The 12,127-nt window shown below is 69.5% G+C and carries 9 protein-coding genes and 2 pseudogenes; 1 reads left to right on the top strand and 10 read right to left on the bottom strand.

From position 1 onward, the window contains the following. Positions 1 to 27: 27 nt before the first annotated feature. Positions 28 to 1,470 carry a bifunctional 2-methylcitrate dehydratase/aconitate hydratase gene (locus GEV07_24480; GenBank protein ID MQA05738.1) on the top strand — a complete coding sequence of 481 codons (1,443 nt, stop codon included), beginning with the start codon at positions 28 to 30 and terminating at the stop codon, positions 1,468 to 1,470. On the opposite strand, the pseudogene GEV07_24485 reads toward GEV07_24480, so the two are convergent. From GEV07_24485 to GEV07_24530, 10 genes and pseudogenes are all read right to left on the bottom strand, one after another. Next, a pseudogene (locus GEV07_24485) lies at positions 1,467 to 2,762 on the bottom strand (3-isopropylmalate dehydratase large subunit). The gene GEV07_24480 and the pseudogene GEV07_24485 overlap by 4 nt on opposite strands. A 7-nt stretch (positions 2,763 to 2,769) precedes the next feature. Then, positions 2,770 to 4,055 (bottom strand): annotated as a pseudogene (locus tag GEV07_24490) (MFS transporter). A gap of 32 nt (positions 4,056 to 4,087) precedes the next feature. Beyond that, positions 4,088 to 4,993, bottom strand: a complete 906-nt coding sequence (locus GEV07_24495) for an amidohydrolase family protein (GenBank protein ID MQA05739.1) — start codon at positions 4,991 to 4,993, stop codon at positions 4,088 to 4,090. Further along, the gene (locus GEV07_24500) at positions 4,990 to 5,889 is read right to left on the bottom strand and encodes a carboxyvinyl-carboxyphosphonate phosphorylmutase (protein ID MQA05740.1); all 900 of its coding nucleotides are present in this window, start codon (positions 5,887 to 5,889) and stop codon (positions 4,990 to 4,992) included. The genes GEV07_24495 and GEV07_24500 overlap by 4 nt, the downstream gene beginning before the upstream one ends. Further along, the gene (locus tag GEV07_24505; GenBank protein ID MQA05741.1) at positions 5,886 to 6,659 is read right to left on the bottom strand and encodes a helix-turn-helix domain-containing protein; all 774 of its coding nucleotides are present in this window, start codon (positions 6,657 to 6,659) and stop codon (positions 5,886 to 5,888) included. Before GEV07_24505 ends, GEV07_24500 begins: the two co-directional genes overlap by 4 nt. A 105-nt stretch (positions 6,660 to 6,764) precedes the next feature. Continuing rightward, positions 6,765 to 7,688, bottom strand: a complete 924-nt coding sequence (locus GEV07_24510) for a CoA ester lyase (GenBank protein ID MQA05742.1) — start codon at positions 7,686 to 7,688, stop codon at positions 6,765 to 6,767. Positions 7,689 to 7,717: 29 nt separating this feature from the next. Continuing rightward, positions 7,718 to 8,908 carry a CoA transferase gene (locus GEV07_24515; GenBank protein MQA05743.1) on the bottom strand — a complete coding sequence of 397 codons (1,191 nt, stop codon included), beginning with the start codon at positions 8,906 to 8,908 and terminating at the stop codon, positions 7,718 to 7,720. After that, the gene (locus GEV07_24520) at positions 8,905 to 10,038 is read right to left on the bottom strand and encodes an ATP-binding cassette domain-containing protein (protein MQA05744.1); all 1,134 of its coding nucleotides are present in this window, start codon (positions 10,036 to 10,038) and stop codon (positions 8,905 to 8,907) included. Before GEV07_24520 ends, GEV07_24515 begins: the two co-directional genes overlap by 4 nt. Further along, on the bottom strand, positions 10,031 to 11,743 hold the full coding sequence (locus tag GEV07_24525) for an ABC transporter permease subunit (protein ID MQA05745.1): 1,713 nt from the start codon (positions 11,741 to 11,743) through the stop codon (positions 10,031 to 10,033). Before GEV07_24525 ends, GEV07_24520 begins: the two co-directional genes overlap by 8 nt. A gap of 37 nt (positions 11,744 to 11,780) precedes the next feature. Continuing rightward, positions 11,781 to 12,104 carry a hypothetical protein gene (locus GEV07_24530; GenBank protein ID MQA05746.1) on the bottom strand — a complete coding sequence of 108 codons (324 nt, stop codon included), beginning with the start codon at positions 12,102 to 12,104 and terminating at the stop codon, positions 11,781 to 11,783. Between the last annotated feature and the right edge of the window lie 23 nt (positions 12,105 to 12,127).

A 12,127-nucleotide genomic window follows, 5' to 3' on the forward strand; every position in this document is an offset into this window, starting at 1 on the left:
GACCTTACCCGTAGCTATGCTGCTGACGTGAGTGCTGACGACACGACTGCGCGTAAGTGCGACCCGCTGCTCGACGACATCGCCGACTATGTCTCGAACGCCCAGATCGACAGCGGTCTCGCTATCCGGACAGCGGGCGCGACGCTCGTCGACGCGCTCGGCTGTGGTCTGCTGGCGCTGCGCTACCCGGAATGCACGAAGCTGCTCGGTCCTGTCGTACCAGGCACGACGGTGCCTGACGGTGTGCAGGTACCGGGCACGGCGTACGTGCTCGACCCGGTGCAGGCCGCGTTCGACATCGGCACCATGGTGCGCTGGCTCGACTACAACGACACCTGGCTCGCCGCGGAGTGGGGCCACCCGTCGGACAACGTCGGCGCGATCCTCGCGGCCGCGGGCTACGAGTCCAACCGCCGCGTCCGCAGTGGCCGGCCGCCGCTGACCATGACGGACGTGCTCACCGCCATCGTCAAGGCGCACGAGATCCAGGGCGTGCTCGCGCTCGACAACTCGATGAACCGGCTCGGCCTCGACCACGTGCTGTTCGTGCGAGTCGCGTCCACCGCCGTCGCGACCTGGTTGCTCGGCGGCGACCGCGACGACATCGCCGCCGCGTGCTCGCACGCCTTCCTCGACGGCGGCGCGCTGCGTACGTACCGGCACGCGCCGAACGCCGGCCCCCGCAAGTCGTGGGCGGCCGGCGACGCCACCGGCCGGGCAGTGCGGCTCGCGCTGTTCGTGCTCGCCGGCGAGATGGGCTATCCCACCGCGCTGACCGCCTCCACCTGGGGCTTCCACGATGTGGTCACGGCAGGCAAGGAGCTCACCCTGGCGCGGCCGCTGGGCAGCTACGTGATCGAGAACGTCCTGTTCAAGATCTCCTACCCGGCCGAGTTCCACGCGCAGACCGCGCTCGAGGCGGCCGTCCGGTTGCACGCCGAGGTGGCGCCGCGGCTGGCCGAGGTGGCGCGGGTGGAGATCGCCACGCACGAGTCGGCGATCCGGATCATCGACAAGACCGGCCCGCTGCACAACCCGGCCGACCGCGACCACTGCCTGCAGTACATCGTCGCCGTCGCGCTCATCCACGGCACGGTGACCGCGGACCACTACGAGGCGGCCGCGGCCGCCGACCCACGCATCGACGAGCTGCGTGCGGCGATGGTGGTGACCGAGGAGCCGCGGTACTCCCGTGACTATCTGGACCCGCAGAAGCGGTCCATCGCCAGCGCCGTCCGGGTGGTCTTCACCAACGGTACGGCCACCGACACCGTGGAGGTCGAGTACCCGGTCGGGCACCGCGTACGCCGCGACGAGGGCCTACCGCTGCTCGAGGAGAAGTTCCGGCAGAACGTGGCCACCAGGTTCCCGCACCGCCACGCGGCCACCGTCGTCGAGCGCTGCCTGGACCACGACGCCCTCACCGCGATGACCGTCCCGGAGTTCCTCGACCTGCTGGCGACCAGCTAGGGCAGGTCGGCCGGCGCGGTGAACGCGCCGCGTACCGCGGTCGCCGCGGCGACGGGCGGTGACACCAGGTGCGTACGCGCCGGCGCCCTGCCGGCCTTCGAAGTTGCGGTTCGACGTGGAGGCGCAGCGCTGCCCGCGCGCGAGGCTGTCGCCGTTCATGCCGACGCACATCGAGCAGCCCGCCGTACGCCATTCGGCGCCGGCCGCGCGGAAGACCTCGTCGAGCCCCTCCCGCTCCGCCTGCTGCCGCACCGAGAACGAGCCTGGCACGACGAGCATCCGCACCGTCTCGTGGACGCGGCGACCGCGCAGCACCTCGGCCACGGCACGCAGGTCGTCGAGCCGGCCGTTGGTGCACGAACCTACGAAAACCATGTCGACGGGCACGTCGCCGAGCCTGGTGCCGGCGGGCAGGTCCATGTACTCCAGCGCACGCGTGGCGGCGGCACGCTGCACCGGGTCGGCGATGTCCGCCGGGTCCGCACGTTGCCCGTCAGCGGCACGCTCTGCGCCGGCGTGGTGCCCCACGTGACGTACGGCGCCAGCTCGCCGGCGTCGATCGTGATCTCCTTGTCGTAGCTGGCGTCCGGGCCACTGGCCAGCGGCCGCCAGTCGGCGACGGCCGCATCCCACTGGTCGGGACCGGGAGCGTGTTTCCTGCCGCGCAGGCACGCGAACGTCTTCTCGTCCGGCGTGATCAGGCCGGCACGCGCGCCGGCCTCGATGGACATGTTGCACACCGTCATCCGGTTGCCCATCGACATCGCCTCGATCGCCTCGCCGCGGTACTCGATGGCGTAGCCCGCGCCACCGCCCGTACCCAGGTCGGCGATCACGGCGAGGATCAGGTCCTTGGCAGTGACGCCCTCGCGCAGCCTGCCGGCCACGTGCACGGCGAGCGTCCTGGGCCGGTTCAGCTGGATCGTCTGCGTGGCGAGCACGTGCTCGATCTCGCTGGTGCCGATGCCCACGCCGAACGCGCCGAGCGCGCCGTGCGTGGAGGTGTGGCTGTCATCGCAGACCAGCGTCATGCCCGGTTGGGTGAGCCCGAGCTCGGGACCGATCACGTGCACGATGCCCTGCCCGTCGGTCGGCGCCGTGTGGTCCTCGACGGCGAGGGTCAGGTCGGGCCGCCGCGCAGTACGCCCCGCCAGTCGCAGTCCCTCGAACGCCTGCGGGCTGCTGATCTCGTGCAGCAGGTGCATGTCGACGTAGAGCAGGCCCGGGCGGGAAGCGCCGCCTGAGTGCACGACGTGGCGATCCCAGATCTTGTCGATGATCGTGCCAGTCATGGTCGCCTCACCGCGTGACCTCGTCGGAGTCGATCCGATCCAGTTCGGTGTCCAGCGCGGCGCGGTCCACCGAGAGCCCCGTCGTACGCGGCCCGAACAGGCCGACGTTGAGACAGAGCACGACCATGGCAGCGGCAACCACACCGAACATCGCGTTCGCGCCCGCCGAGTGGAGCACGGGCCACGAGGATGAACGGCATGGCGGCGTTGGCGACCCGGCCGAGCGAGTAGGCGATGCCGGCACCGGAGCCGCGGATGGCCGTGGGATACAGCTCGCCCTGGTAGACGTGGTAGCCGTTGGAGAAGACGTTGCTGACAGCCGTGTACGCGAAGCCGAGCACGAGGATCTGCCAGGTGGCACCGGCGTACGCGAACAGCAGCCCGAAGGCCGCCATCAGTGCGGCCGAGCCGACCAGGATGGTCTTGCGCTCCAGGCGCTCCATGATCGGGATCGACAGCGCACTGCCGAGCGGATAGCCGAGAACACCACGGCGCTGAACTGCAGGCTGTTGACGACGTCGTACCCCTTGGACGCGAGCACCAGCGGCACCAGCGAGCCGCAGCCGTGGTAGCCGAGCGGCTGCAGGATCTGGAACACCCAGATCATGAACGTGCGGCGCCGGTACCTCGGCCCCACGAGCGTTGCCAGGCGCGACAGCTTCTCCTGCGTCTCCTGCTGCGCGACCGGGGTGGGCGCCTGCTGCTCCGGAGGCACGGGGTCGAGGCCGGCCGCGGACTCCAGCGACCGCACCACCGCGTCGGCTTCCTCGTGGCGGCCCATCCGTTCCAGCCACCTGGGCGACTCCGGCAGCCCGAACCGCAGCAGCCAGCAGATGACGACGCCTGCGCCTCCGATGACGAACATCCAGCGCCACCCGTCGATCCCGAGGATGGTGTCGGTCGCGATGCCGGTGGCGAGGAAGCCGCAGATCGGTGTGCCACAGAACCCGACCGTGTAAGCGAACGCGACCATCCGGCCGCGCACCCGTGCCGGCAACAGGTCGGCGAGGTACGCGTCACAGACGGGCAGCTCGGCACCGATGCCGATCCCGGCGAGGAACCGGAACAGCACGAGCGTCTCGAGGTTCGGGCTCAACGCCGCGCACACGGAGAACAGCGAGTACACCGACAGGGTGAGGAAGAACGCGCGCCTGCGACCGAGCGCGTCGGCGATCCGGCCGAACGAGATGGCACCGACGAACAGAGGATGCCGATCCCGACGATGCTGGCGATCGCGAAGTGCCGCCGCGACAACGGCAGCCGGTCGAGTCGCTCGCCGAGCGTGAGTGGCATGGGCACGGGTACTCCTTCGTACGGTACGGGGTTCAGGTCGCTGCCGGCTCGTACTCGGACAGCCCGAGCAGTCGGCGCGGGTTGTCGACCAACATCGCCCGCACACCTTCGCGGTCGACGCCGCTGTCGATCAGCCCTTCGGCGAGGTCGAGCAGCATCCAGGTGGACGGCGGGCTCCACGGGAAGAAGTAGTCCGACGTCAGGACGCATCGGTGTGCGCCGACCGCGCCGACGAGCTCGGCGAGAGCGGCGGGCGTCGTGCGGGCGATCCGCGGATAGATGCCGACGGCCGTGACCTCCACACAGGCACCGGCGTCGGCGATCGCAGCGGCCTCGTCCCAGGTCGCGCCGATGGAGTGCGAGTCGGGATGGGAGAAGACGAGGCGATCGGTGGCGAGACCGGACTCCGCTACGGCCAGCGCCTCGGCGACGGCGAGGTGGCCGGTGTAGACGGGCATGCCGAAGTCCGCGGCGACGGCGAGGCAGTCCCTGACCTCCGGCAGCAGCCGACCGTTGGCGTCGACGACCGGCAACGCAGGCGCGTCCGTCAGGCTGCTGCGCTGCAGCTCCGCCCCGAGGGTCCGCGAGATACCGCACCGCGCCTGGTCGTTGGCCGAGCTCCAGGTCGGCAGGTACACGACCCGCGCGCCCTGCAGTGCCGCCAGCTCGACCATGGCGGGCGACAGCCCGCCGCTGCCGCTGTTGAGCGTGATGCTGCCGTAGACCGCCAGGCCGGGCACCTGCTTCGCCAACAGGTACGCGCGACCGACCGACGGCCAGAGGTGCGACTTCAACACCTCGCCGTTCATGCCGGCAGCCTCCCGGCAGACGTCGAGGTCCTCGACGTCGTCGCGCGGCGGCCCGGTGGTGAGGCTCATCTCCGGGAAGCCGTGCCGGTGCAGGTCTACGGCACCGGCGAGCAGCGGCAGCTCCGTCATCCGCCGCTGCCCAGCGCGTTCTCCTCCAGGGACTGGTAGCCGGCGAGGTCGACCAGGTCGTTCATCTCGTCCAGGCCGTACATGCGGTCGCGGATCGGCCGGGTGTCGCCGGTACGAGCCAGCTCTGCGTACGAGTCGCCGATGGCCTTCGCCGCGGTGCGCAGCGCGGTGGTGGGGAACAGCACGATCCGGTAGCCAAGCGCGTACAGCTCGGTGGCGGACAACGCCGGCGTGCGCCCGCCTTCGCTCATGTTCACGACCAGCGGGCCGTCGAGCTCCGCGCCGATGGTGGTCAGCTGCTCGACGTCGGTGGGCGCGTCGACGAACAGTACGTCGGCGCCTGCCTCCTTGAACCGCTTGGCGCGGGCGATGGCCTCGTCCAGCCCGAGCGGTGCGAGCGAGTCGGTGCGGGCGATGATCATCGTGTCGGCGTCGCGCCGCGCCTGGCAAGCGGCGGCGATCTTCCGCGCGGCCGTGTCGGCGTCGACGACCTCCTTGCCGCCGAGGTGCCCGCAGCGCTTCGGCCAGCGCTGGTCCTCCAGCTGGATCGCGGAGACGCCGCGCGACTCCAGCAGCCGTACGGTGGCGTGCACGGCGGCGACGTCGCCGTAACCGGTGTCGGCGTCACAGACGATCGGCACGTCGACCACCCGGCTGACCGCGGCGGCGGCCTCGGCGACGTCGGTGCCGGCGATCAGCCCGATGTCGGGCAGGCCGTGCCGCCAGGCAGCCACGGCGTAGCCGCTCACGTAGAACGCCGGGAAGCCGGCGTGTTGTGCGGCGCGCGCCTCGAGCGGCGTGCCGCCGCCTGGCAGCACGAGCGGGCCGCCGCCTGGCAGCACGAGTGGGCCGCCGCTGTTCTGGTCGAGTACCGCACGGAAGCTCGTCCCGCTCATCGGCGCATCCCCTCGGCCCGGTCGGTGGCCCGCCTGGTGGCGAGGCGGGCCGCCTCCGCGACGGCCTGGCCGAGCTCGTCCCTGCGGTCGATGATCTGTTGCCGTGCCCCGCCCATGCTGAGAGCGCCGGCCAGCTCGCCCGCGTCGTCGAAGATCGGCGCTGCCACCGCACCGGCGCCGGCCTGGATGTCGCCGGCCGCCGTCTCGTAGCCGCGGGTGGTGCAGTCCAGCAGCTGCGTCTCGATCGTGCGCCGTTCCTCCGGGCCCAGCTCGCCGGCGTCGAGGATGCGCGAGCGCTCGGCGTCGCTCATCGTCGCCAGCATGGCGATGCCGCCCGCGCCGACGAACAGCGGGAACGCGTCGCCGGGGGTGGCGGAGAGGTCCCTGATCGGCTTGGTGCCCTCCAGCCGTTCGATGCACACCGACCGGTCGTCCCGGGTGACCAGCAGGTACACCGTCTCCCCGAACGTGTCGCGCAGCCTGGCCATCTGCTCGAGCGCACGCGAGCGGACGTCGGAGTTCGCCGACGCGACCTGACCGAGCCGGATCAGCGCCAACCCGAGCCGGTACGCCCTGGTGGCCTCGTCCTGCTCCAGGTAGCCGACGGAGACCAACGTCTGCGCCAACCGGTACGTGGTGGCCTTGTTGTACCCGAGCCGGGAGGTCAGAGCGCTGAGACTCAGCTCCGGATGCTCGGCGGTGAACATCTCCAGCAGTTGTGCTGCACGCACGACCGTGCTGGTTTCATTATTCGAACCCTCGGACGACATAGCGATACTATAGGCGATCGTGCGGGCACGTTCAACGCACGCCTGCGGCAGGGCATGCCGAGTGAGCCGGCCCACACACGGACCGGCACTGTGGCAGGGGAGGGGTCAGGCCAGGGCGGCGGTGCGACGCTCACGGTCGTCGATGAGGTCCTGCATGTGGATCAGGGCCCTGGCGCGCTCGGCCAACGGCTCGTCGATCATTCCGCCCTCGAACTCGACCGCACCGACGCCGCGCGCGTGCGCGTCCTCGTACACGGCGACCAGCCGCCGCGCCCGGGCGACCGCGTCCGGGTCCGGGGTGAACTCCTCGTTCAGCACCCGCACCTGGGCCGGGTGGATGGCGCTTGCCCCCACGCAGCCCGCGCGTCGCGACTTGCGGACGACCTCGCGGAACGCGTCCACGTCCTGGTAGCCGGCGATCGACCCGACGAGGCCGAACGGCCACACCCCGGCCGCACGCGCCGCCGCCACCATGGACGACTTCGCACTGGCGAACAGGTCGGCCGCGGGCTCGATACCCAACGACGTCGCCAGGTCCTCCGTACCCAACGTCAGCGCCCACACCCGCGGGCTCGCCGACGCGATCTCGCGCAGATGGAACAGCGCGTCTGCGGTCTCCACCATGGCGATGAGGCCGACAGAACCGACGGCCATCCCGGCCGCCGACTCCGTCTCGGTGACCACCTCGTCCAGCAACCGCAGGTGGTCGGCCGAGGCGACCTTGGGCAACGCGAGCGCACGCAGGCCCGGACGCACCGCCGCCTCGATGTCACGCACCGCCAGCCGCACCGGCCGGTTGATCCGCACGAGCACGTCGACGCCGTGCGCCGCCACCTCGTCGAGCACCCCGGGGAGCAGCGCCCGCGTCTCGTCCTTCTCAGCGGGGGCGATGCTGTCCTCCAGGTCCAGCTGGATCGCGTCCGCACCGCGGGTGTGCGCCTTCTCCACGAACCTCCGCTGGTTTACCGGCACGTAGAGCGCCGACCGCCAGAACGGTGGAGTCTTCGGGGCGTCCGTCACGCCGCACACCTCATCTCGCTCGAGTTACCTGATTCTCGCTACACGACGCCGTCGGACACGAGCTGCTGCCACTGGGCGTCGTCCACCAACGGCCGCAGCACCTCCTCGTTGTGCTGGCCGAGCAGCGGAGCGGGCAGCCGCACCTCGCCCGGCGTGGCGCCCATCCGCGGCGCGACGGCGTGCATCGCCACCGGGTCGCCGTCGACGTTCGGGCCGTCCACGACGACACCACGGGTAGCGAAGAACTCGGTCTGCAGCAGCTCGTCGATCGTGCTCACCGGACCGACCGTGACGCCCGCCTCGCCCATGGTGGCGAGGTTCTCCTCGACGGTGTGCTGGCCGAAGTACCCGCCGAGGATGGCGTCCAGCTCCTCGATGTTCGCCAGCCGCGCGGCGTTGTCGGTGAACCTCGGGTCGTCGACCAGCTCGGGACGGCCGATGGTGCGGAACAGCCGCTCGGTCATCACCTGGGTCGAACCGGACAGCGCCACGTACTTGCCGTCCTTGCACTGGTAGACGTTGCGAGGCGCGGAGGTACGCGACCGGCTACCGGTGCGGACGGGGACGTCGCCGTTCAGCTGGTAGACGGCGGCGAGCGGGCCGAGTACGGAGAACAGCGGCTCGAACAGCGAGAGGTCGATGACCTGGCCCTCGCCGGTGGCGTCCGCGTGCCGCAGGGCCATGGTGACGGCGAACGCGCCGTAGCTGCCCGACACCATGTCTGCGAGCGCGCCGGGCGGCAGCACCGGCTCGCGGTCGGCGAACCCGTTCATCGCCGCCAGGCCGGACATCGCCTCGATCAACGTGCCGAACCCCGGCTGCTGCGACATGGACCCGGTCTGCCCCCACCCGGAGACCCGCACCATGATCAGCCTGGGGTTGCGCGCGAGCAGGTCGTCCGGGCCGAAACCGAGCCGCTCCAGGGTGCCTGGCCTGAAGTTCTCCACGAACACGTCCGCCTCGTCGACGAGCCGGAGCAACAGCTCTCTCATGGTGGGGTGCTTGAGGTCGCAGGTGATGCTCCGCTTGTTCCGGCCGTACACCTTCCAGTGGATCTCGGTGCCGTCGACGCGCCAGTGCCTGAGCGTGTCACCCGACCCCGGCTGCTCAACCTTGATGACGTCTGCCCCGAAGTCGCCGAGCAGCATGGTCAACTGGTTGCCGGCGACCAACCGACTGAGGTCGAGAACTCGGACTCCGTCGAGCGGGTGGGTCGCCGGTGGCGTCATGCAGTCTCCTCCTCCACCTGGGTACTCGCCAATACTCCACTGGTGTACGTGCCGGGGAAGACGTAGGTCCCCGTTGCCGGCACGCGCAGCCACAGCTCCTCGCCGGAGACGGCGGTCGCGGACTCGACCACGACCCGCTGATCACCGTACTCCACCTCGTACTCGTACCTGCTGCCCGCGAACGACCGCTTCTTCATCCGCACCGGGATGACGTTGTCCGCATCGGCCGCGCCGTCACCTGCCGGGGCGACGTCCACGTGCTCGGCGCGGATACCCAGCGTCACGGAGCTGCCGACCTCGAACTTCTCCTCGGCGGCGACGGTGAGCTTCGCGTCCCCGCCGGTCACGGCGACGGCGACCTGCCCGTTCTCGGACGAGACCACAGAGCCGCAGAAGAAGTTGCAGCGCCCGACGAAGTCGGCCACCTCGGGTGAGCTCGGCTTGTCGTAGATCTCCTCCGGCGTGCCGACCTGCAGCATCTCGCCTTCCCGCATGACGGCAATGCGGTCGCTGAGGGTCAGCGCCTCGATCTGGTCGTGCGTGACGTAGACCGTGGTGATGCCGACCTGCTGCTGCAGCTCCTTCAACCAGGTACGTGCCCGTTCACGGAGCTTCGCGTCCAGGTTGGACAGCGGTTCGTCGAGCAGCAGCACGGTCGGCGAGTAGACGATCGCCCTGGCCAACGCCACGCGCTGCTGCTGGCCGCCGGACATCTGGTGCGGGTAGCGGTTCGCGTAGCCGGCCAGCCCCACCTGCTCGAGCACGTCGGCGATCCGCCTGTCGCGCTCGGCCTTGTCGAGCTTCCGCAACCGCAACGGCATGTCCAGGTTCGCGGCGACCGTCATGTGCGGCCACAGCGCGTACGACTGGAACACCATGCCGAGGTTGCGTTCCTCCGGCGGCAGGTAGGTACGTTTCGCCGTGTCGACGAACACCTTGTCGCCGGCGGAGATCGCACCCGTCGTCGGCTCCTCGAGCCCCGCGATGCTCATCAGCGTCGTCGACTTGCCGCAGCCGCTCGGCCCGAGCAAGGTGAAGAACTCACCGTCTTGCACGGTGAACGAGACGTCGCGCAGCGCACGCTGGGAGCCGAACTCCTTCGACAGGTCTTTGACTGTGAGCTCAGGCATGAGACCGCACCTTCAGAACCTTTCCGGCTATGAACACGACCACCGCGATGATGAGGATCTGGACACAGGAGAGTGCAGCGACCGCTCCGGTGTTCCCGTTCTGCCACAGGGTCAACGCCGTGGTGCCGATGATCTCGCTGTCGGAGCTGCCGAGGAAGACGGCGGGCGAGAACTGCTTGATCATCTCGACGAACAACAGGATGAAGCTCGACAACATCGCAGGCGCGATCAGCCGCAACAGGATCCGGCTGAACGCGCGCCACCAGTCGGCGCCCATCGACCTGGCCGCCTGGTCGAGCTCGTCACCGATCTGCAGCACCATCGGTGCGATCGCACCGAACGCCTGCGGGAACGCGCGCACGCTGAACGCGATGATCAGCGCCAGCACCGTTCCCTGCACCCAGTTCACGGGTGCGATGAACAGGAACGCCCAGAAGAAGCCGAGACCGATGATCGTGCCGGGCAACGCCTGCGGAGCCAGCGCGGTGACCTCCGTCAGCCGCCTGAACCGGAACTTGGAGCGTCGCGCCACGAGCACCGCGACGGCCATCAACAGCGTGGTGAGCACCGACCCGATCAACGCGATGAAGATGCTGTTGCCGATCGACTCGACGTACTGCCGGTAGCCGAAGATGATCTGGAAGTTGCCAAGCGACAGCACCTCGAACGGCGACACCAGCGGGGACAGCACCTGCGTGAACGCGCGGCCCACCAGGCCGAGCAGCGGCAACAGCGGGCCGAAGACCAGGTAGAGGACGACGAACGCGAACCCGACCCAACGGTACCGGCCAACCTCGAACCTGAACTCCCTGGTCGCCTTGCCCCTTACGGAGATGAACCGCTGGCTGTTCCGCAGCACCATCGCCTGGATGAAGATGAGCACGCCGAGGATCAGCAGCACGAACATCGACGACGCGCCGAGGATGCCGTAGTCCGGGTTCGCCTGTTCCAGCCCGTTCGAGTAGATGAAGCTCGCGAACGTGTCGATGCCGACCGGGTTCCCGTACAGCAGCGGGATGCTCAGCTCCTCGAGCGTGGCGGTGAAGATCAGCAGCGACGCGTACATGATGGGCGGCCGCAACATCGGCAGGATCACCGTGAAGACGACCCGCAACGGCCGCGCACCGCAGGTGCGGGCGGCGTTCTCCAGCGAGGTGTCCGCCATCCGCAGCGCGTTGGAGCAGTACAGGTAGCCCAGTGGTATGAACGCCACCGCCGAGGTGAGCGCCATGCCGGGGATCGTGTAGAGGTCCCAGGGCAGCTCGCGGCCGGTCACCAGGCTCGCCAGCTTGGTCACATAACCGGCCGGGCCGTAGATGAGGATGAACCCGAACGCGAGCACCAGCGGCGAGATGTAGATCGGCCAGAGCAACATGTTGCCCATCAACCGGCCGCCAGGTATCCGTACCCGGACGAGGACCAACGCGAGCGTCACGGACACGGCGATGGCGATGACCGTGGTCAGCGCCGCCAGCTGGATGCTGTTCCAGACCACCTGGCCGAAGCCCGCCTCGGTGAACATCCGCACGTACGCGCTCGGCGTGAAGGCGGCCTCGTCCCTGAAGATCGCGTCGCTGAGGAACGACTGGACGAGCGTCGGCACCAGCGGCGCCAGCACCAGCACGAGGACGAGGAAGAAGGTGCCGTACTGGATCCACGTCGCGCGGCCGCGGCCGAGCAGGCGGCGGTAGCGCGGCGCCGACATCTGGTCCGGCGTCGTCATCAACTCCCCCGTGTGCGAGCTAGCCAAGTCTGCTCACCCACTTCTTACTGAAGTCCTGCTGTTCCTTCTCGCTGCCCATGTCGAACCCGATGATCACGATGTTCTCCGCGCCCACCTCGTCACGGACGCCCTGGTATGTGACCGGGGTCTGCTCGGTCGTCACGTCGGCGCGGTACGGCGTGAACCCACCTCTGCCGACGTTCACCTGCCCCTCGTGGGACAGGATGTAGTCGAGCATCAACTTCGCCGAGTTGGGTTGTGGGCACTTCTTCGGCACGCCCATGCCGCGCAGGAACATCGGCGACGCGTCGTGGATGTAGTCCCAGCCGACCACCTTGTTCATCTGCGCCTGCTGTGGGATCACGA

The organism is Streptosporangiales bacterium (genome assembly GCA_009379825.1).
Classification (GTDB): domain Bacteria; phylum Actinomycetota; class Actinomycetes; order Streptosporangiales; family WHST01; genus WHST01.

Excerpts from the sequence above, each read along its gene's own strand:
- GEV07_24495 (MQA05739.1), bottom strand. The coding sequence starts at position 4,993 with ATGACGGAGCTGCCGCTGCTCGCCGGTGCCGTAGACCTGCACCGGCAC.
- GEV07_24500 (MQA05740.1), bottom strand. The coding sequence starts at position 5,889 with ATGAGCGGGACGAGCTTCCGTGCGGTACTCGACCAGAACAGCGGCGGC.
- GEV07_24505 (MQA05741.1), bottom strand. The coding sequence starts at position 6,659 with ATGTCGTCCGAGGGTTCGAATAATGAAACCAGCACGGTCGTGCGTGCA.
- GEV07_24515 (MQA05743.1), bottom strand. The coding sequence starts at position 8,908 with ATGACGCCACCGGCGACCCACCCGCTCGACGGAGTCCGAGTTCTCGAC.
- GEV07_24520 (MQA05744.1), bottom strand. The coding sequence starts at position 10,038 with ATGCCTGAGCTCACAGTCAAAGACCTGTCGAAGGAGTTCGGCTCCCAG.
- GEV07_24525 (MQA05745.1), bottom strand. The coding sequence starts at position 11,743 with ATGTCGGCGCCGCGCTACCGCCGCCTGCTCGGCCGCGGCCGCGCGACG.
- GEV07_24530 (MQA05746.1), bottom strand. The coding sequence starts at position 12,104 with ATGAACAAGGTGGTCGGCTGGGACTACATCCACGACGCGTCGCCGATG.